General features: G+C 65.7%; 15 protein-coding genes and 1 tRNA gene. 6 read left to right on the top strand and 10 right to left on the bottom strand.

What is annotated here, in order from left to right:
• The 3 genes from NA10_RS24155 to NA10_RS24145 all read right to left on the bottom strand — a co-directional run.
• The coding region (locus NA10_RS24155; protein WP_067571788.1) for a non-ribosomal peptide synthetase at positions 1-5,095 on the bottom strand (5,095 nt) is incomplete at its 3' end.
• A 200-nt stretch (positions 5,096-5,295) separates the two neighbouring features.
• Positions 5,296-6,285: a helix-turn-helix transcriptional regulator gene (locus NA10_RS24150; protein WP_067571801.1), complete on the bottom strand. Its 990-nt coding sequence runs from the start codon at positions 6,283-6,285 to the stop codon at positions 5,296-5,298.
• A gap of 50 nt (positions 6,286-6,335) precedes the next feature.
• Entirely contained in the window at positions 6,336-7,088 is a 753-nt protein-coding gene (locus tag NA10_RS24145) for a M23 family metallopeptidase (protein WP_245677762.1), read from the bottom strand.
• 285 nt (positions 7,089-7,373) lie between these two features.
• Between NA10_RS24145 and NA10_RS24140 the strand changes: the two genes are divergently transcribed.
• The 3 genes from NA10_RS24140 (at position 7,374) to NA10_RS24130 (ending at position 9,216) form a co-directional block, all read left to right on the top strand.
• A complete protein-coding gene (locus tag NA10_RS24140; RefSeq protein WP_218021570.1) occupies positions 7,374-8,417 on the top strand; it encodes a nitronate monooxygenase in 1,044 nt (347 codons plus the stop codon).
• Between the two features lie 57 nt (positions 8,418-8,474).
• Complete coding sequence (locus tag NA10_RS24135; protein WP_067571783.1) at positions 8,475-8,867, top strand: SCO5389 family protein; 393 nt, start codon at positions 8,475-8,477, stop codon at positions 8,865-8,867.
• 64 nt (positions 8,868-8,931) lie between these two features.
• Entirely contained in the window at positions 8,932-9,216 is a 285-nt protein-coding gene (locus tag NA10_RS24130) for an EF-hand domain-containing protein (RefSeq protein ID WP_067571781.1), read from the top strand.
• 385 nt (positions 9,217-9,601) lie between these two features.
• Here NA10_RS24130 and NA10_RS24125 read toward each other — a convergent pair whose 3' ends face one another.
• Both NA10_RS24125 and NA10_RS24120 read right to left on the bottom strand, forming a co-directional pair.
• Positions 9,602-11,221 carry an acyl-CoA synthetase gene (locus NA10_RS24125; RefSeq protein ID WP_067571779.1) on the bottom strand — a complete coding sequence of 540 codons (1,620 nt, stop codon included), beginning with the start codon at positions 11,219-11,221 and terminating at the stop codon, positions 9,602-9,604.
• A 232-nt stretch (positions 11,222-11,453) separates the two neighbouring features.
• Complete coding sequence (locus NA10_RS24120) at positions 11,454-13,091, bottom strand: long-chain fatty acid--CoA ligase (protein WP_067571777.1); 1,638 nt, start codon at positions 13,089-13,091, stop codon at positions 11,454-11,456.
• Positions 13,092-13,602: 511 nt separating this feature from the next.
• Here NA10_RS24120 and NA10_RS24115 point away from each other — a divergent pair.
• Together NA10_RS24115 and NA10_RS24110 are read left to right on the top strand one after the other, a co-directional pair.
• Entirely contained in the window at positions 13,603-15,072 is a 1,470-nt protein-coding gene (locus tag NA10_RS24115) for a flavin-containing monooxygenase (RefSeq protein ID WP_067571775.1), read from the top strand.
• A gap of 351 nt (positions 15,073-15,423) precedes the next feature.
• Positions 15,424-15,496, top strand: a tRNA-Arg gene (locus NA10_RS24110).
• 124 nt (positions 15,497-15,620) lie between these two features.
• Here NA10_RS24110 and NA10_RS24105 read toward each other — a convergent pair.
• Positions 15,621-15,791 carry a DUF397 domain-containing protein gene (locus tag NA10_RS24105; RefSeq protein WP_245677757.1) on the bottom strand — a complete coding sequence of 57 codons (171 nt, stop codon included), beginning with the start codon at positions 15,789-15,791 and terminating at the stop codon, positions 15,621-15,623.
• Positions 15,792-15,804: 13 nt separating this feature from the next.
• Positions 15,805-16,611 carry a helix-turn-helix domain-containing protein gene (locus tag NA10_RS24100; protein ID WP_067571772.1) on the bottom strand — a complete coding sequence of 269 codons (807 nt, stop codon included), beginning with the start codon at positions 16,609-16,611 and terminating at the stop codon, positions 15,805-15,807.
• A gap of 294 nt (positions 16,612-16,905) precedes the next feature.
• Between NA10_RS24100 and NA10_RS24095 the strand changes: the two genes are divergently transcribed.
• Complete coding sequence (locus tag NA10_RS24095; RefSeq protein WP_067571770.1) at positions 16,906-17,295, top strand: hypothetical protein; 390 nt, start codon at positions 16,906-16,908, stop codon at positions 17,293-17,295.
• A 787-nt stretch (positions 17,296-18,082) separates the two neighbouring features.
• Here the strand turns inward: NA10_RS24095 and NA10_RS39235 are convergent.
• From NA10_RS39235 to NA10_RS24085, 3 genes are all read right to left on the bottom strand, one after another.
• A complete protein-coding gene (locus tag NA10_RS39235; RefSeq protein ID WP_281180235.1) occupies positions 18,083-18,211 on the bottom strand; it encodes a hypothetical protein in 129 nt (42 codons plus the stop codon).
• Between the two features lie 20 nt (positions 18,212-18,231).
• Complete coding sequence (locus NA10_RS37660; protein ID WP_169812633.1) at positions 18,232-20,064, bottom strand: phage major capsid protein; 1,833 nt, start codon at positions 20,062-20,064, stop codon at positions 18,232-18,234.
• Positions 20,065-20,244: 180 nt separating this feature from the next.
• Entirely contained in the window at positions 20,245-20,568 is a 324-nt protein-coding gene (locus tag NA10_RS24085) for a hypothetical protein (RefSeq protein WP_067571765.1), read from the bottom strand.
• Between the last annotated feature and the right edge of the window lie 273 nt (positions 20,569-20,841).

The raw sequence follows: 20,841 nt of genomic DNA, 5'->3' as shown, positions 1-20,841 counted from the left end.
GCGCGCCCACCCCGGCGCCGGGGACGATGCGCGCGGCCAGTCCGGAGACCGTCGAGGTCTCGAAGAGTTCGCGCACCGCGACATTGGTGTCCAGCGCCTCGTTCACCCGCGCCACCGCGCGGGTGGCGATCAGCGAATTGCCGCCGAGATCGAAGAAGTCGTCATCCGCGCCGACCCGCTCGGCGCCGAGCAGCTCCGCGAAGACGCCCGCCACGATCTCCTCGATCGGCGTGGCCGGGGCCCGGAACACCTTGGCTTCGAAGACCGGTGCGGGCAACGCCTTTCGATCCAGCTTGCCCGAGGCATTGAGCGGGAACTCGTCCAGCACCAGCAGTGCGGACGGCACCATGTACGACGGAAGCGCCTGCGCCAGAGCGGCTTTCAGCTCATCCGCGACGGCCACCCGGCGCGCGTCGTCCAGCTCGCCCGCGACCACATAGCCGATCAGCTGATCGCCCGCGTGCGGATCCGCGCGCACCACCACGACGGCCTGGGTGACACCCGGCCGCGCCAGCAGCGCCGCCTCGATCTCACCCAGTTCGATGCGCAGACCGCGCAGCTTGACCTGGAAGTCGGTGCGCCCCAGGTACTCCAGCTCACCGGCGGCATCCCACTTCACCAGATCGCCGGTGCGGTACATGCGCTCGCCGTGCCCGAACGGATCGGCCACGAAGCGATCCGCGGTCAGGTCCGGCCGCGCCACGTAGCCGCGCGCCAGCTGAACACCCGCCAGATACAGCTCGCCCGCTACGCCGACCGGCACCGGGTTGAGCCGCGAATCCAGCACGTACACCCGGGTATTGAAAACCGGTGCGCCGATCGGCACCGTGACGCCGTCCAGATCGGTCACCTCGTGATAGGTGACGTCGACTGCGGCCTCGGTGGGGCCGTACAGGTTGTGCACCCGCGCCCCGGTCAGTGCGCGCAGCTGCTGGGCGGTGCCGCCGGGCAGCGCCTCACCGGAGGCGAAGACCTGCCGCAGCGCCAGCCCGGAGGTGTCCGAACCGCTCAGGGTGCTCACGAAGACCGAGAGCATGGACGGCACGAAATGCGCCGTGGTGATGCCCTGTTCGGCGATGATCCGCGCCAGATACGCGGGATCGCGATGCCCGTCCGGCTTGGCGACCACCAGTCGCGCACCGGCCTGCAACGGCCAGAAGAACTCCCACACCGACACGTCGAAGGTGGCCGGGGTCTTCTGCAGTACCGCGTCATCGGCGGTGAGCCGGTACTGCGCCTGCATCCACACCAGGCGGTTCACAATGGCGCGATGGCTGACCGCCACGCCCTTGGGCTTACCGGTCGAGCCGGAGGTGAAGATGACGTAGGCCGTATTGTCCGGCCGCAGGGGCTCATTGCGTTCGGCATCGGTGATGCGCGCACCGTCCAGGCCCTGCGCCGCCTGCTCCAGATCCTCCACCGCGAGGGTGGTGATGGTGCGCCCGGAGGCGAAACCGTCGGCGTGCGTGGTCAGGATCATGCGCGGCTGCGCGGTATCGAGAATGTGCCCGATGCGATCCAGCGGCTGATCGGGATCGATCGGCACATAGGCCGCGCCCGCCTGCACCACCGCGTACATGGCCACCACGAGCTCGGTGGAGCGCCGAATGGCAAGCGCCACCAGGGCTTCCGGTTCCAGTGCGAACTGCCCCATCATGAGCCTTCGCGCCATCCGATTGGCGCGCTGCTGCAGCTCGCGATAGGTGAGCCGCTCCCCCTCGAAGACCAGCGCGATGGCATCCGGCGTGGCCGCCGCCTGCGCGTCGAACATGGAGACCAGCGTCGGCGAAATGCCCTCCGGCAGACCGACGGCCGCTTCCAGATCGAAGCCGGTGGCATTCCAGTCGCGCACCACCCGCTGCCGCTCGGCGGCGTCGAACAGGGCGATATCGCCGACCGAGGCGCCGGGATCCGCGGCCACCGCGGCGAGAATCCGCTCGAAGCGCTCGGCGAAGAGCGCCACCGTTGGCTCGTCGAAAAGATCCAGGGCGTAGGAGAATTCGGCCGCGAGACCGGTGGCGTCGCCGTGCTCGTCGTGCGATTCCTGCATGGTCAACTGCAGATCGAACTTGGCGAACGGAATCTCCAGATCCGCGCCCGCCACACTCAACCCCGGCAGCTCCAGCCGGGTCGGGGCCATATTCTGGAAGGCCAGCATGACCTGGAAGAGCGGATTGCGGGCCTGCGAACGCGCCGGATCGAGCAGCTCCACCAGCCGTTCGAAGGGCACATCGGCGTGGCCGAAGGCGCGCACATCGCTGTCGCGCACCTGCTTCAGCAGATCCTCGAAGCTGGTGGCGGGATCGATATCGGTGCGCAGCACCAGCGTGTTCACGAACATGCCGATGAGATCATCGAGTTCGGCCGCACCGCGCCCGGCCACCGGCGTGCCGATGGCGATATCGCGGGTGCCGGACAATCGCGCGAGCAGGATCGCCAGCGCCGAATGCACCACCATGAACAGCGTGGTGTTGCGGGACTCGGCCAGTCGCCGGGCCGCCGCGTACACCTGGTCACCGATCCGGAAGCCGTAGGTGCCGCCCCGGTAGGAGGCGACCGCCGGGCGCGGGCGATCCGAGGGCAGGACGAGTTCGTCCGGCAGATCGTCCAGCGTTGCCCGCCAGTACGAGATCTGCTGGGCCAGTAGCGATTCCGGATCGTCCTCGCTGCCGAGGGTGGCGCGCTGCCACACCGCGTAATCGGCGTAGTGCACATCCAGCGGCGTCCACGCCGGCTCCCGGCCGTTGACGCGCTCGGCATAGGCGGTGACCAGATCACGGGCCATCGGGCCCATGGACACGCCATCGCCGGAGATGTGGTGCACGGTCGCGACCAGCACATGCTCCTGCGGCGCGATCCGCAACAGCCGCAGGCGAATCGGCGGCGCGGCGGTGACATCGAAACCGGCGCCGACGATTTCGGCCACCCGGTGCGGAATCTCGGCGGCATCGATGTCGACCACGGCCAGTTCCGGCGCCGCGCGCGGATCATCGACGGGCAGCACCAGCTGATAGCCCTCGCCGTCGACCTCCGGATAGATGGTGCGCAGCACCTCGTGCCGCGCGACGAGATCGCGCGCCGCGGCCCGCAGCGCCTCGATATCGATCGCACCGCTCAACCGCACCGCGAGCGGAATATTGTCCACCGCGCTGTCGGGATCGAAACGGTTCAGGAACCACATGCGCTGCTGCGCGAAGGACAGCGGAATCCGATCCGGGCGCGGCAGCGAACCCAGCGCCGGACCGCTTGCGGCGGGGGCGGTCTCACCGTCGAGACGCTGCGCCAGCGCCGCGACCGTGGAGGCTTCGAACAGCACGTGCACCGGTACGCGCACATCCAGCGCCGTACCGATGCGAGCGGCGGCCTGTGCGGCCAGCAGCGAGTTGCCGCCGAGTTCGAAGAAGTCGTCGTCCGCGCCCACCCGCGCGTCCGGGCTGTCCGGAATCAGCAGCGTCGCGAAGACCTGCGCAACGGCCTCCTCGGTCGGGGTGGCGGGCGCGCGGAAGTCGCGGGCGGCGAAGACCGGCTCCGGCAAGGCGTTTCGATCCAGTTTGCCGACCGGCGTCAGCGGAATCTCGTCCAGCAGCACGATCGCGGCGGGCACCATGTACGCGGGCAGCGACTCCCCGATGAACGCGGCCAGCTCGGCGGTGTCGAGAGTCGTTCCGGTGCTTGGCAATACGTAGGACACCAGCGCGACAGCACCCGAGGGCAGCGTCTTGCCCAGTGTCGCGGCGTAATCCACATCCGGGTGCGCGGTGAGGGCGTTGTCGATCTCGCCGAGTTCGATGCGCAGACCGCGGATCTTCACCTGGAAGTCCGAGCGGCCCAGGTACTCGATGACTCCCGATTCGGTCCGCTTGACCAGATCGCCGGTGCGGTACAGCCGCGCCCCCGGCACCCCGGTCGCCTCGCCGAACGGGCTCGCCACGAAACGTTCCGCCGTCAACCCCGGTCGACGGTTATAGCCCTGTGCCAGAGCCGGACCCGACAGATACAGCTCGCCCACCACACCGTCCGGCACCGGCCGCAGGCGGGCGTCCAGTACGAACGCACCCACGCCGGGCACCGCGGAACCGATGGTCACGGGCTCGCCCGGCAGCAGCGGCGCGCTGCTGGTGGCCAGAATCGTCGCCTCGGTCGGCCCGTAGCCGTTGTAGAAAGAACGCTCCCCGGTGGCCCAGCGGCTCACCAGCTCCGGTCCGAACTTGTCACCGGCCACCACGACCGTGCTGAGCTCGGTCAATCCGGCCGGATCCACCGATTCCAGCGCGCCCGGGGTGATCAGCACATGCGAAACCCGTTCGCGGCTCAGCAGTTCCGCCAGCTCGACACCGCCGAAGACCCCGGCGGGCGCGATCACCAGCGTGGCGCCGGAGGTGAACGCCAGCAGCAACTCCAGTACCGAGACGTCGAAGCTCGGCGAACAGACGTGCAGCACACGCGAATCCGCGGTGACGTCGTAATGCTCGCGCTCGGCGGCCACCAGACCGGCCAGGCCGGTGTGCGTGACCACCACGCCCTTGGGCTTACCGGTCGAGCCGGAGGTGTAGATGACATACGCCGGATGCTGCTCGGTGAGCGGGCGCACCCGATCGGCGTAGGAGATGGGATGCGCGGGATGCGCGGCGATCTGCTCGGCCCGCACCGGATCATCCAATTCGATCCAGTAGGTGGCCGTCCCCAATGCGGCGCGATGCTCCCGCGTGGTCAGACCCAGTACCGCACCGGAATCGGTGAGCAGATGTTCGATGCGGTCCGGCGGATAGGCGGGATCGACCGGGACATACGCGGCGCCGGTCTTGGCGATCGCCCAGACCGCCAGCACCGATTCGATGGAGCGGGTGATGCCGATGGCGACCATATCGCCGGGGCCGACGCCCCGGTCGATCAGTTCCCGCGCCAGCTGGGACGACCGCGCGTCCAGATCGCGATAGTCGATCTCACGTTGATCGGCGGGGTCGCCGGTCGGATTGAACCGGATGGCAATGGCATCGGCCGCGGACTCGACCGCGGCGGTGAGAAGCTGCCCGAAGAGTGGGCTGCCGGACCGACGCCGACGACTACCGCGAGCTGTACGGCGGGCAGTATCCATTCGAGTGCATTCACCTCTCGGGTCTGTCTGGTCCACACACCGAAGACCTTCGACCGACCCCGGATTCGACGACGAGGGCGGCGCGGTCGGCGGACCGAGCAATCATATCGGGCTCACGGAGCCGCGATCACGGCTCGAGCTCAGTGACTATCGGTGACCAGGCAGGGGCGCTACACGCATGTGACTTGAGCCACAGGCATTTACAGCCAACCCCGTCGGGTCGCCTGTACCCCCGCCTGGAATCGGGTGCTCGCGCCCAGGCGCTCCAGCAGGCTGGCGGTGCGCCGCACCACCGTGCGCCGGGACAATCCGAGGCGGCGGGCAATGGTGTCGTCGGTCGCGCCCATGCTCATCAGGGTCAGGATGGCGCGGTCGCGTTCGTCCAGCGCCTCGGACGGGTTCACCGAGATCGGGGTGGACATGGACCACAGCGAATCGAAGGTCTTGACCAGCAGATCCAGCGTCGGCGACGGTCCCACCCGCACACCCATGGGATCGCCGCGGCGCTCATCGGTGTGCAGTACCAGTACCGCGCGACGGTCATCGGCCAGGATCAGCTTCATGGGCGGATCGGGCAGCGTCCGCGCCTGCGCACCGGCCGCATTGGTGGCGAGCACATGGCGCAGTCGCTCCGCGTCCTGGTAGATGGTCTCCTGGTAGAGGGTGCGGTAGTCGATGCCCGCCGCGATGCGCGCCGATTTGAGCTCGAACATCCGCTCCTCGGTCTCCACATCGGACAGGAACGGGCCGCGTTCCACCACCTTCACGCAGGTGTGCGCGGTGTGCTGCAGATCCTCGAAATCGGCCAGCAGCTGGCGGCGTTCGTAGACCGCGACCACCGCGCCGTCGGCATCGGTGGTGCGGCGCACCGAGCGAAAGGTCTCCCCCAGGCGCGCGGCGGCCGACTGCATGCGCAGCATGTCACCGTTGCGACGCCGAGTCTCGGCCTCGGACAAGGCTTCCGGAGCATGTGCGTCCCAGCGCACCGTGCCATTGTTCTCGGTCAACCGCACCGCCGCCTCGAGATGGCACAGCGCCTCGAGGGCCGCCTCGGCTATGCGGGGCGGACAACCCAGGCGCTCGGCCACTTCGAACGCGGTCGAGCGAGGATGCTGGACGAGCACCGCGTAGGCGCGACCGTGCAGCGAGGCAGGGTCGAAGAGGTCGTCGAGGGTCGTAACAGCGCCCACCGGCACCCGCCGGTCCGGGAAACGCCCGTTCGCGGTGGCCGGTGAACGCTCTACTGGTCCGGACCCCACTGCTGCGCCATGATGACGCCCTTGCTGGCCAGCCATGGCAGCGGATCCATCTTCGTTCCGGCGGCATCCCAGATCTCCAGATGCAGATGGGGACCGGTGGAATTGCCGCGATTTCCGACGGTTGCGATCACATCGCCGGTATTGACGCGCTGTCCGGCGGATACGTACATGTCATTGACGTGGCCGTAGACAGCGGTGGTGCCATCGTCCTGCAGGACGCGCACCCAGAGCCCGAATCCGGAGGCCGGACCGGCCTCCACCACCGTGCCACCCATGACCGAGTGGATCGGCGTGCCGATGGCGTCGGCGAAGTCGATGCCGTAATGCATTGCGCCCCAGCGCGCACCGAAGCCGGAGCTGATGACGCCCGCATCGACCGGCTTCACCGCGGGGGCGGGGGCGATGCGCTGTTGGAGGTCCTTCAGCGTGGCCTCGGCCTGCGCGAGGGGATTCGCGATCTCCGGCGGCAGATTCTGCAGACCGAAGGGCGCGGGCGCCGCGACGGGATTACCACCATCCGCGATGGGTTGAGCCTGCGGAGCGGGAGCAGGGGCGGCGACATCGGCGGCCTGCTTGACCGACTGCGCAACGTCGCGCAGTGCGAGATCCTGTCCTGCCGATTTGTCCTCATGATTGGGGGCGATCGGCGCGGCGTGTGCCAGCGCGGGAACCATCTGCGTCGCGGTGCCGATGAGGGCACTCGCGGCGACCGCTGCTCCGGCGGCGACCTTCACGCGATCAGCGGTGGACGATTCGGCCCGGTGCCTTTTACGTGCGACGGCGCCAGTACGAACGGCACCACAATCACCAAGCAAGTCCATAACGGATACGGAGTTCGCGGTCTCTCTGTGGTGCGACAAAGCTCGTCCTAGTGCTCGATGGTCCGGTAACGATTCGGCATCGCTGTGATGGAAACAATACTCACCCGTGACCATTCCGCAACCTTGAGTTCGACAGCCCCAGATGATAGGGGATACCTGTTGATCACGACCGTTACTCGGGGGCGCACACTGAGAAGCGTGCTACTCGACGAGCTGAATACGCCGATCGTGCTGGCCCCCATGGCGGGCGGGCCGTCCACTCCGGAATTGACGGCCGCGGTCTCCGATGCGGGCGGACTCGGATTCCTCGCGGCGGGATATCTGGGCGCGGAAGATCTCGGTGGGCGAATAAAGCGGACACGCACCCTCACCTCCGCGGCTTTCGGCGTGAATCTGTTCTACCCTTCCGCACCTAGTCCCGTGACCAGTTTCGGCGAGTATGTTGATCAGCTCGCGCGCGAATTCCCGGTCGGAGAACCGACATTCGATACCGACGCATGGTCGGCCAAGCTGGATCTGTTGATCTCCGATCCGGTGCGGGCGGTGTCGTGCACCTTCGGATGCCCGTCCGCGCAGGAGATTTCGCGATTGCACGAGGTGGGCACCGAGGTGTGGGTGACCGTGACCTCGGTGGCCGAGGCCCGCATCGCGGTCGAGGCCGGGGCCGATGTGCTCATCGCCCAGGGCTCGGAGGCGGGCGGCCATCGCGGCAGCTTCGCCGATCGGCCCGAGGACGACACCGCGGACCCCTTGGGGCTGTTGGCATTACTGCAATTGCTGACCGCGGCCGTGGAGCTGCCCGTGGTCGCGGCGGGCGGTATCGCCACCGGTGCGGGCGTGGCGGCGGTTCTCACGGCGGGTGCGGCCGCCGCGCAGATCGGCACCGCCTTCCTGCGCTGCGCCGAGGCCGGGACCGCGCCGCTCATCCGCGATGCGGTCACCCTGGACACCCCGACCATGCTCACCCGGGCCTTCACCGGTCGGCTGGCGCGCGGACTGCGCAACAAGTTCATGCTCGACCACCGGGACGCCCCGGCCGCCTACCCCGAAATCCATTACGCCACCGGACCTTTACGCGCCGCCGCGCGGGCGGCCGGCAATGCCGATGAGGTGAATCTCTGGGCAGGTCAGGCGCATTCGCTGGCGCGGGAGCTACCGGCGGGCGAGTTGGTCCGGCAGCTGTCGCATGCGGCGAAAGAGGCTCTGAATAGGGCGGCTTCGTTGCGAATCCAGGGTTATTGACAACGATTTCGGATTAGACTCGGCTGACACCATCCGCCATCCCATGAGGAGAGCGATATGTCACTCGACGTACCCAGCGCACTACTCGAGCGCGCCGAACGCGGTGAAGTCAGCGACGACGAGTTCGTGGAGTGTGTCCGCACCTCACTGCCCTATGCCTACGAAGTCGTCAGCCGGGTGGCGGCTGACTTGCACTCCGGCACACAGGAATACGCCGACAATGTGATTCCGCCGCCGGACGAGGTGGCCCGCGGGCAACTGCTGCGCGCCATGGCCTCCGATGCCATTCGCGGCGGCCTCGAACGGCATTTCGGCGTGAAACTCGCCTTCCAGAACTGCCATCGGGTCGCGGCGTTCCCGCTCGCCGCGGTCGGCGGAGACACCTACAGCACCTTCATCTCCACCCGCGCTCAGCTGCTGAACCAGAGCCCGGAACTGCGTAACTGCTGACAGCGCAATCGTATCGGCGCGACCGGAGCACTCCGGTCGCGCCGCTGCGCGTTCTCACCGCGGTTTGCGCTCTGATACCGACGGTGACTGGCTCGTCTCCCGCGCTGAATTCGACGCCGCGCGGCTGGGGCGGGATCCTGAAATCACCGATACCGATGCGGCTTTCGACACCTTCGATGTCAATCGCAATCAGTTGATCGAAGTCGATGAGCTCGAATCGCTGCTGCGGACTTGCCCGGGGCTCACTGACGAGTCCGCCGAATCGTTACTGGCGGTGGCGGACTCCGATGGTGATGGTTATCTGTCTCGGGGGGAGTTCGCTGCGCTGCTCGCGCGGCTTGCCGAGTAGGTTGGAGCCTCCGCTGCCCTGTCGGCGTACTGGATAGGGGTGGCCGACCCATGTGTCGATCCCCTGCGGAATGGTCTTCTCGCTGCTCAACCGGGCTGCAAAGCAGAACTGGCGATGTGGTTACCTCGTCTGCCGTACCCGGTTTTCACTCCCCCTGTGGGAGCCGCGCTCTCACGACCCAGCCTGGTTGGCTGGCCGTGGTTACGTTCAGAACCAAGACCAAAAAGACAAAACCCCTCGCCGCAGCACCTTCAAACCCAGTCACCCCGGTCGAGAAATCACGTGCATGTAATCACGCGGGTGCTCACTCGACGTTTACCAGCGTGAGTACATGGACGTCCAAGCGCCCTGCCGGTCGGTAGGCCGGCGGGGGGCTTGGGGGTGTTCAGGCTTCCAGGAGTTTGCGTTTCAGGACTTTGCCGGTGGGGTTTCGGGGGAGTTCGTTCAGGAATACGACCTCGCGGGGGACCTTGTATCTGGCGAGGTTGGATTTCACGAAGTCGCGAAGGTCGTCGGCGGTGAAGGATTGGTTTTCGTGGATTACTACGAAAGCTTTGAGGCGGGAGCCGAATTGGTCGTCGGGGACGCCTATTACGGCGGCTTCGCGGACCGCGGGATGGGTGTAGAGGAGTTCTTCCACTTCTACGGGGAAGACGTTCTCGCCGCCGGAGACGATCATGTCGTCGTCGCGGCCGTCTATGAAAAGTCTTCCGGCGCGGTCGAAGTGGCCTACGTCGCCGGAGGACATCAGGCCGCGGATGATTTCCTTGTGGCCGCCGCCGGTGTAGCCCTCGAACTGGATCACATTGCCGACGAAGATGCGGCCGGTGCTGCCGGTGGGGAGTTGGCGGCCCTCGTCGTCGAGGATTTCCACTCGCGCGCCCAGGACGGGGCGGCCGACGCAGCCTGGCTCGATGGCCAGGTCCTCGGGGGTGGCGATGGTGGCGTACGCGACTTCCGTTGAGCCGTAGAGGTTGTAGACCACGGGGCCGAAGGTGGCGGTCACCTCGCGGCAGAGTTGCGCGCCGAGTTGGGATCCGGCCACGAAGATAATGCGCAGGCAGGACAGGTCTCGGCCGGTGACGCCCTTACCGCCGAGGTCGATCATGCGGTTGAGCATGACGGGGACCACGATCATGGTGGTCGCCCGATGCCGCGCCACACTGTCGATGGCGGCCTGCGGGTCGAAACGGCGGCGGATCACCAGGGTGGAGCCGAAGCCGAGAGTCAGCATGCCGCAGGCGAATCCGAGGGTGTGGAACATGGGGGCGCAGCATTCGGTCACCTCGCCCGCGCGGAACGGCACCTTGGAGAGCAAACCACCGAGGGAGGCAAGGGATTTCGGCTCGGGCCGGGGTGCGCCCTTGGGGGTGCCGGTGGTCCCGCTGGTGAGCAGGATGATGCGCGGTTCGGCTCCGGGCGCGGGTGGCGCGTCGGGCGAACCGTCGGCGATCAGTTCGGCCAGGCTGTCCGCGGCGGGCTCGTCGGTCCAGGCCAGGTACCTGCCGCGCCGGGGTGACACCTCGTCCAGCATGTGCGCGTACTCGGCGTCGTAGACCAGGAGATCGGTGCCTTCGCGGGTGGCCACGTCCCGAATCTGCGGTCCGGCGAAATCGGTGTTGAGCAGGATGATGCGAGCCCCGCATTTGGCGGCGGCGAAGATGGCGTCCACCAAACCGCGGTGGTTGCGCGCCAGGATCGCCACGCCCTCACGGGGTTTGAGCCCGCGTGCCCGCCAGGCATTGGCCAGCCGGTTGGAGCGGTCCTCCAATTCGGCGAAGGTGAGCGATCCGAGTTCGTCGATCAGCGCGGTCCGGCCGCCGTAGCGCGCGGCCGACAGGCGCAGTCCGGCGGCGATGGTCCCGTACCGCAGCATGGCGGTGGCGGCGGAGAGCAGGATGGTCGGCGATTCGAATCGCGCCAGCCCGGCATCGAGGAACAGGCGCGCGGATTCGAGCTCGAGATAGGCCCGCTCGCCTACCGATCGAATGAGTCCGAGGGTCATGGCCGCACCCCATTCCCATGGCCGAATGGCCGCCGGGCCACCGACTTCCCCTGCGCGCACACCGATTCCACACGGACCTCCTCGTCCACCCCGGCACCACCCCACTGCGGGCATCCGCCCTCAAACTAACGGTACGGATCCACCGGCGCCAGAGGAACATCTCCCGCGACCTCGCACCCCCGACTCGTGGGAAGCACGGCCCGCACCCGAATCCGGGTGCGGGCCGCACGACTCAGGACAGCGTGGTGACGGTCAGCGCGCCGTCGGCGTACTGCGCCCGCAGCCGCTTCTTGTCGAACTTGCCGACGCTGGTCTTGGGCACCTCGTCGATGAAGGCCCAGTGCTCGGGCAACTGCCACTTGGCGAACTTGTCCGACAGGAAGGCGCGCAGTTCTTCCGGCTTGACCTCCGCGCCGGGCGCGAGCACGACGGCGACCAGCGGCCGCTCATCCCACTTCTCGTCGGGCACCCCGATGACCGCGGCCTCGGCGACCGACGGATGACCCACCACCGCGTTCTCCAGATCCACCGAGGAGATCCACTCGCCACCGGACTTGATGACATCCTTGGACCGATCCACCAGCGTGAGGTAGCCGTTGGGGCTGATCTTGCCGACGTCACCGGTGCGCAGCCAGCCGTCGTCGAACTTGTCCGGATCGACCTCGCTGCCGGTCGGCGAGTAGTACGAGCCGGTGATCCACGGGCCGCGCACCTCCAGCTCACCCAGCGCCACACCGTCATTGGGGACCACGGTGCCGTCATCGGCGACCAGTCGCGCCTGCACGCCCGCGGGGAAGCGCCCCTGGGTGTATCGGTAGGCCCACTCCTGGTCCCCCTCGGAGTTGGCGGGCGCGTGCGCCACCGAACCCAGCGGGGAGGTTTCGGTCATGCCCCAGGCGTGCAGCAGCTTCACACCGTGGCGCTCCTCGAAGGCCCGCATCATCGACGGCGGCACCGCCGCGCCACCGACCACACAGGTGCGCAGATGCGAGATGTCCTGCGGTGCGGCCTGCAATCCGGCCAGCACACCGCCCCAGATGGTCGGTACGGCCGCGGCGAAGGTCGGCTTGGCCGCGGCCATCATCTCCAGCAGCGGGGCGGGCTGCAGGAAGCGATCCGGCATGAGCAGATTCGCGCCGGACATCATGGCCGCGTACGGCAGACCCCAGGCATTGGCGTGGAACAGCGGCACGATGGCGAGCACGGTGTCGCGCTCGCTGAAGCCCATACCGTTGGGCGCGCACACCTGCATGGCGTGCAGGAAGTTGGAGCGGTGCGAGTAGACGACGCCCTTGGGATCGCCGGTGGTGCCGGAGGTGTAGCACATACCGGCGGCCGAGCGCTCGTCCACGACCGGGTAGTCGTAGGTATCCGGTTGCGCCGCAAGCAGTTCCGCGTACGAGTGCACCTGCACGCCCGCGGGCGCGGTGAGGGCGGAGGCATCGCCGTTGGCGACGATCACATGCCGCACCGTCTTCAGGTTCGGCAGGTATTGCGCGAACATGGGCAGCAGTGTGCCATCGACGATGACCACCTGGTCCTCGGCGTGATTGGCGACGTAGACCAACTGCTCCGGGAAGAGCCGGATATTCAGTGCGTGCAGTACCGCACCCATGGCGGGCACGGCCACGTACACGACCATGTGCTCGTTGTTGTTCCACATGAAGGTGCCGACCCGGTCGCCCTCACCGATGCCGAGGTCACGCAAGGCATTGGCGAGGCGGGCGGCGTCCGCGCCGATTTCCCGGAAAGTCTGGGTGCGGATTCCGTCTCCGGTCCAGGTCGAGATGGTGCTGTCGCCCTGGAAGGTGGATGCGTATCGCAGCAGTGTCGCGAGTGACAGCTGCTCGTCCTGCATGGTGCTCAACATTTCCCAACCGCTCCCTACATATCCCTACTGGAGAGTGAACTGAGTCACTTCCCGGCAGGATAGCCGAAATCGGACATGCCCGGTTCGGGAGCCAACCGATGGCAACCCGATCGCGGCCAGCCGATTTTTCGACCGCGGGCGGCGGACCCCACTTCCGCCGCCCGCGGTCGTCGCCGACCTGCCACCGCCTGCGCGATGACCTGCCGGCATCGAAGTCCCGGCCGGGATCAGGCTTGCAACGACGCCCCCTGCGGCGCCGCAGAATAGCCAATCACTAACCAGGACAAGCAAATTGGAGCACGATTCTCCGTGAATATATGTAGTGGGACCGGTGGCTGTCCAGTCGGGGACAGCGACGCAGGTCAGACGGTGCTCACCGTCCCAGAAGGATCGCCGTGCGGGCCGCGGGAATGCGCGGACAGCAAACCGAATCCCGCGAAATGGCCGAAAATACCGATTCAATGACCGTGGATGTCTGCGTGACCAGCGCCGATAGCCTTAATGTCGAGTCATGAATCGTGAGCCGTCCATCCTGATCATCGGCGCCGGGTTCGCCGGACTCGGTATGGCGCTGGAGTTGCAGCGCCACGGCCTGACCAACTTCACCATCCTGGAGAAGGCCGCCGACCTGGGTGGCGTCTGGCGCGAGAACACCTATCCGGGCGCGGCCTGCGATGTGCCCTCACCGCTCTACTCGTGGTCGTTCGAGCCGAAAAGCGATTGGCCGCGGCGGTTCTCGCATCAGGCCGATATCCACGAGTACATGCGCGGCGTCGCCGAGAAGCACGAGCTGCCCGCCAAGATCGAGTTCGGCGTCGAGGTCACCGAGGCGGAATTCGATGAGCGGTCCGGCATTTGGCGCGTGCGTACTTCGGACGGCGTCACCCATATCGCCGATATCCTGATCCCCGCCGTGGGTCAGCTCTCCCGCCCGGCCATGCCGAACCTGCCCGGTATCGACAGCTTCACCGGCGCGGCCTTCCACTCGGCCGAATGGGATCACTCGGTGGACCTCACCGGCAAACGGGTGGCATGCATCGGCACGGGAGCCAGTGCCATTCAATACATTCCGGCGATTCAGCCGAAGGTCGCACAGCTGACGCTGTTCCAGCGGTCGGCGGCATGGGTGCTGCCGAAGTTCGACACCGAGTACAGCGCGCTGCACAAGGCGATGTTCAAGCATGTGCCGGTGACGCGGTTGGCGGAGCGCTTCGCCATCTGGAGCTTCTTCGAGGTGCTGGCCCTGGCGCTCACCGATATTCCGGCCATGAAGACGCCGGTCATCGCGCTGGCGGATCGGCATCGACGGATGCAGGTGCCGGATCCGGCCCTGCGCGCCAAGCTGACTCCCGATTACGCGGCCGGATGCAAGCGCGGACTCTTCTCCAACGAGTACCTGCCCGCGCTCGGGCAGCCGAACGTCCACGTCGAGACCACCGCCATCGAAGCAGTCACGCCGACGGGCATCCGCACCGCCGACGGCGTCGAGCATCCGGTGGATGTGATCGTCTACGGCACCGGGTTCAAGGGCACGGAATTCCTTGCGCCCATGCATATCTACGGTCTGGGCGGGCGCAAGCTGACCGACGAGTGGTCGGCGGAGGGTGCGCGCGCGTACCTCGGCATGTCGGTACCCGGCTTCCCGAATCTGTTCATGATGTACGGGCCGAATACCAATGTGGGGTCCGGATCGATCATCTACATGCTGGAATCGCAGGCGCGGTATATCCGGCAGGTCGCGGAGTACCTGGCGGCGCGGCCGGGGCGTTTCCTGGCAGCCAAGCCGGAGGTCGAACAGTCGTGGGACGACTGGTTGCAGCGGCGTTTGAAGGACACCCCGTGGAATTTCTGCTCCAGCTGGTATCGCAATGCCTCGGGCCGCATTACGAACAACTGGCCGGGGGCGACGGTGCTGTTCCGTTGGAAGACAAGCACTTTCAAGCCATCGGACTATGACGAGGAACGGGCCACCGGGCGCTGAGCGGCGGCGGGCCCTGACTTGCCGACGAAGCTGTCCGGGACTGTTATCGCTCCGGCACCAGATCGTCTGAGACATCCGCGGCAGCACCGGTCTGGATCCACGCCACCATGATCCTGCTGTCGCTGATCCCGACCCTGTTCTACCGCGCCGCCTACATGGCCCCCAATCGCGCCCACCGCCTGACCCAGCCCATCCTCCCCGCCGACCTGGACGCCCCCGGGGTCCTGCACGCCACCACCCCCCGAACGCGCCCGCTACGCCCTGAACCACCCGCACCGATAGGAATGCGACCCCCAGCCCCCGACCGGGTAGACTCCCCGACGTTCAGGTCGCCCACAGGCCACCGGTCCAGCCTTCGTAGCTCAGGGGATAGAGCAACCCTCTCCTAAAGGGTAGGTCGCAGGTTCGAATCCTGCCGAGGGCACCTTTAGTATGCAGTTCAGGCGGGGTAACGGCAAGCGTCGTTCCCCCGCCGTTCCTTTCGGGGTACGAGAAAGCCCGGCATGGTTTCGAACCATGCCGGGCTTTCGTCTGCTCCTGGAGCGGGCCTACGCCAGGTCGTCGAACTCGCCCGCCTTGACCCCGCTCAGCCATGCCGAGAACTCGTCACGGGTGAACGCGACCGTTCCGGCGTCGCGAGCGTTGGAGTTGCGGACGTACACCGCGCCGGGCGCTCCGGCCACTTCTACGCATGTGCCGTTGTCTGTGAAACTGGACACACGCCATTCGAGGTTATCCATGGTTCCTTCTCTCCCACTCCTCAGCTAACCCAAGGATGAAACGACGGGACTCGGTAGGGCTCAGCGCGACCTTAGCCGCATGGTCGAACGCAGCCGCGAAGTAACCCACTTCGTCATGCTCCGTAATGAACGTACCGCCACGGTAGCTCTCGATGTGAACCCGTGGGTTGCCCCATGGATGCGTCATGATCGAGAAACCGCCGAGTCTGCGCGCCTCATATTGACCGGCGTCGTAGGTCGTGACTCTGACAGTGACATTCGGCAAGTCTGCCAATTCCGCCAGCGTCCGCAACTGTTCGGCCATGATCGCCCCATCGCCTACCCGCAGCCGTAGCGATGGTTCCGGCTGGATCACATCCAGCACCAAATCGCCTGATCTGACGCGCTTCTGACGATGTAGCCGTTGGTCTATCGCTTGCTGTACGTAGGTGTCCGACACACCGGAGATACCGACTCGGCTAACCAATGCTTCGACGTAGGCCGGAACCTGCAAGAGGCCGTAAACGGCCCGTGGTTCATGCGTGCGAATCGAGGTCGCCGACTGTTCCATTCCGAGATAGGTGCTCAGCCACTCGGGCACTTCTCCGGCCACGGTCGGAACGCTGCTCAGCATCGCGGAAAGCTCATCCATCGTAATGCCCAGGGCCTCTGCGTATTTGGGCCGTTGCGCGGGGTGTGGCATCCCCTCGTTCCGTTCCCACCTGCCCAGGGTTGTCCGGTCCACTTCGACCTCTTCGGCAATTTGCTCCTGCGTCTTGCCTGTCGCCTTGCGGGCATCGATCAGGCGTTCTCTGCGCATAAATGCATCGTAGATGCGTCTTGCGCGCTGTGGTTCGTTTCGGTAGCAGGCCGGAGCATTGACGTTGCACCCGGCCACAGGAAATGCCCCCAGCTTCCCACCGCGCCACAGTTTGCTAGGGGCACACCAACCAGCGCCACGGAAGCGCGCTTCGCTGGCGGCGGCCCCTCCGCCCTGTGGCCGAGTGCATCCAAATCTTCAGAAGGAACCGCGCCATGACCTTGGTCTTGTCCTGGCTTCTGCCGATCGCGCCATCCGTTGCCGTAATCGCTTGGTGCGCAAGAGCTTTCCATCGTGCCGATCGGGTTGAACCCGCACCCGGACGGCATCGCGCTGTCGTCAGCGGACATCATCGAGCCTGGTGAGGACGTTCCCATGAAACCCGAGGCGTTCATCTACCTCGATGCGGCAGTCTCCCGACGCAACAGGCACCGCGAACTTGCAGACATGTACGCGCTGGCCAAGCGTATGGGCTACCTCGTGCTGGATTCCTTCATCACGGACGTGCGACGCCCGAACGCGTATCCCGCGATGCTCTCCACAGCGCGCAAACAGAAGGTCGCGGCGGTGTTCATTCCACATCGCAGCCACGTCCCACTCACCCAGGTCCGCGCGGTGTGCGCTGTGATCACCGCCTATCCCGAGGTGACCTTACCCAAGCTCAAACCGGCCAACGGCCAGTAATTCCAGGTCTGACATTTGCATGTTTCACCCTCCGTCGTGCGCAGGAATGGTCGAAAAGAATGGTGAATTCGATTTAAGGAACATTTCTTTGGCTTACGACCTGCCTTGATCTACGTAGCGAAGCCGTAGTTGTGACTGCATTTCCGCAGGCCAGCGCATGTTTCCGCAGGTCAGCTGGGTGTGAAACTCCCAAGTTTCGCACTAGAGAGGCATTCGCGGCCAAGGGTGGGGTCAGCTACCCTATGGGGGTACCCTATGCGGACACCCCCCGGGTACCCCTAAACCTATGCATTGGTTAATAACTTCACCCTACCGACTAGTTAGCACAAGAAAGCAATGCGCGGGAGTTCCTTTTGAATTAAGCATTGTATTGACCCATGCATTAGTTTATTGCATATACGACCGGTGACCATCCGGCAGCACACGCTGGGATGGTCACCATCCCAGCGGCCAGTCGGCTCGACAGCTGCCGGTCCGCGGACTGGCTTCGGGAGGCTTGCCTTGCGTGGCGACCTTGCGTGCGACAGCACTTGGTCACGCGTCGTCCGTGCGCTGTCCTGCGTCAACTGTGGCGCGCAGATGTGGGCGCGAAGGTGGTGGACTGGCACATCGTTGGCAAGGATGGGCAGCGGGCCAATGGTGTTGTGTGTCATCACCATTGGCGTGAGGTAGTAGGCAGCTCTGCATCACCACGACTGCACCAGACCGCCGAGTCCGCCATGTCTGGAGGACTCGGCGGTAGACTACCCCGACGCCTGGTTTGGGTGTGTTTGGTTGCACCGCAACGTTATCCGTCTTTCGAGTTCGGCAATGCGCGCCAGACTTCCAGGCGGAGCCCCTCACGTTTCGGCCGGTCGCACTCGTCTTTCACCTGATCGGGCGATTTCGCGTTCTCGATCACGGCGGCGACGATCATCTCGAATCCACTCATCCCGATCAGCCCCTCACACCGGTATCGACCGCGAACGCACCGGGTTGTAGAACCTGCACGTCAGCGCGCATGTGTGCGATAAAGGCGTACTGCCCGTTATCCGCGTACCGCTCCGTAAGGAACTGGATTTCGAACCCGGTGCGGATGCCGATAGCCAGCTGATTCCACTGGCCCGTATAGATCTCGGACGCATCCGACGATGTGCCTACAGTCAGGTTCGCCGGGACTTGTTTGGTGGTCAGAAGCGGCAGCAGGGTCCCCGGCGCTTCCAGGTAGTCGCCGAGCGTGTTCTTCAGCTTGCTCAGGGATTGGGCCGTACGCGGCGCGATGATGTGCGCGTTGGGCTCGAAGTTGTTGCCGCGCACCGCCGCAACGCTGTCGAGGAACCAATCGTAGTTGCTGATCGACGTACCGTTAGCCCCGTGGGGTGTCGTAGAGATTCCGGGGGTGTTGAGCACGCCTCGCGGCTCAGGCGGTGTTCCGCTGCCACGCAAGGCAACTCGGTCGAGTTCGAGCGCGATCTGTGCCGCGAACGAGTGCGCGATCACGTTACCCGCCGCCGGGCTCGAATCCTCGAACAGCTCGCGCGAAATGATGACCAACCGATCCAGCGACCGGGCGGTGAACAGGACGCTATCGAAGCTCAGGTCTCCCGCCGCGATGGGGGCGCTCTCGTTGCGCCATGCCGGTGCGCCTTCGCCGGTGAGCCGGGCGACCCGCAAGGTTTGCGCTTGCATCGGCACTGTGACAGCCCCGGCTTCGATTACCCGCATCGCGTTGCGCGCCAGGTCGATCACGTTCGCGGCTAACGGCGTCGGAACGAGATACCCACCAGCGCTTTGTGTTCCTTCGGCTAGCGCGCGCTCGTGAGTCGCTCCATCCCAATCACCGACCGCGATACCGCGGAGATACCGGTCGAACGAGAGCGGCTCTTGATCGCGCTGGATGTGGCCCGAATCGCGGCCCCACTGGTCGAACGACTCCGCGCGGGTGAGTATCTGGCGCTTCTGGGTCGGTGCCTCCGCCTGCCTAGCGCTCCATGGGGTGCCAGACTCGATGTAGCCCGGGTTTTGAGCCATGCGAAGCAGCCTGTCCCGCTGCTCGATTCGGCGATTCAGGAACTCCAGGTCGCGTTCGATTTCGCCAAACCGGGTGTCGTCGTCGGCGGTCAACCCGCCATCTTCGGACCGGCGGAGCATGTCTCGCGCTTCACCGGTCAACCGGTCGCGCTCGGTGAGCGCGCCTTTGTCGCTCATGTAGCGCAGTCGGTCGTAGATCTGGTCGCTGACATTCATGGTGGTCTTTCCTTGCTGCTGGTTTGGTGCGCTGCGAACCAGCGCGGTGAGGCGGGCATGGGTGTCAGCGCTGCGGACGCCGTGGATCTGGGCACCCTCATACGCGGGCATACCGACCAAAGAGACCTCGATGAGAGCCGCTTCGGTCCTCACGGTTACGCCGGACTCGTGTCGCTGACGGATCGGACGAAATCCGATTGAGAACGCATCAACGATGCCGCTGCGAACGAGTTCGAGGGCGTCGTCGCCTTCGCGGGTAGCGGCTACGGCGAACGACCCGTATAGCCCGTCCGCTTGCTCGGTCAGTTCGGTCGCGCGACCGATCGGCAACCGCCGGGTCTCATGAACGGCGAACAGTCGAACTTTCCCGCCGCGCTCGGCGATGCTGCGGCTAAACGCACCTGGCGCGAACCGCTCGGTGTAAGTTACGCCCGATTCTCGAATCTCGGCGGGTTCGCCGTATGGGACTACGCGACCGTAGATGGTTCGGCCGTCGGAGTCTGCTCGCACGCAATCGACAGTGCGGTAGTGGATTTCGGTCATAGTAGGGGTCACCTTCATAGGGCGTGTCGGTTTAATCGACCAATGCCGCATGGTGACCCGAATGGCTGGGTTGCTCCCCCTGGAGTTCCAGCGCCCGCGAGATACCGAGCTTGTGGAGTCGATTGTAACCGCGCGGGCTACTCCGCGCTCGGTGAGTGGTGGTTTGGTAAACGCCGTTAACTATGCGTCGTCTGCTTCGCCCTTGTCGTCGCCGAACATCTCGGCGGCTGTGTCGGGAATGGTGCGGCCCGACTCAGGCTCGGGCAACTCGCCCTCAGCATCGAGCAGGCTCGGGTCTACGACACAAACCGTGATCGTGTCGGGTCGGTTTGAGAATCGCAGCATCCCATCCGGCTCGGGGTGCATTTGCAAGCCAGGCTCAGCGAGAAGGGCCGCCCGGTCGTCGGGGTGTAGCGCTGCGACGCTGAGGTCCAGCAGCGCGCGAAGGCGGGCCTCCGCGCGGTCGCTGAGATTGTCGAGGGGGTTGGTGTGATCGTCGTTCATTACTTGTCCCTTTCCTTTTGGTCACCCGACCAAGGTTGGCCAAGGGTGCGGTTGGAGCAAATCAACACACGCTCCCTATTTTTGGCCGATTTAGCGTGTGTTGGTCCCGTCTTGGATCAAGATCGACTTCTCGGCGTTTTCGCTGGGTCATCGGTCGACTATCGGATGGATTTCTAAGCGCTGGTGAGGCGATTCGGCTACCTGGAGACCGAATCGGTCTCCTCGTCGGTCTGCGATGTCGCCAGAGGGTCGGAATCGCGTGTGCTGGTCACT

The organism is Nocardia acidivorans NBRC 108247, from assembly GCF_001625085.1.
GTDB lineage: Bacteria > Actinomycetota > Actinomycetes > Mycobacteriales > Mycobacteriaceae > Nocardia > Nocardia acidivorans.
The sequence above is the reverse complement of the archived record's forward strand: the minus strand, read 5'-3'. Positions and strand labels throughout refer to the sequence as shown.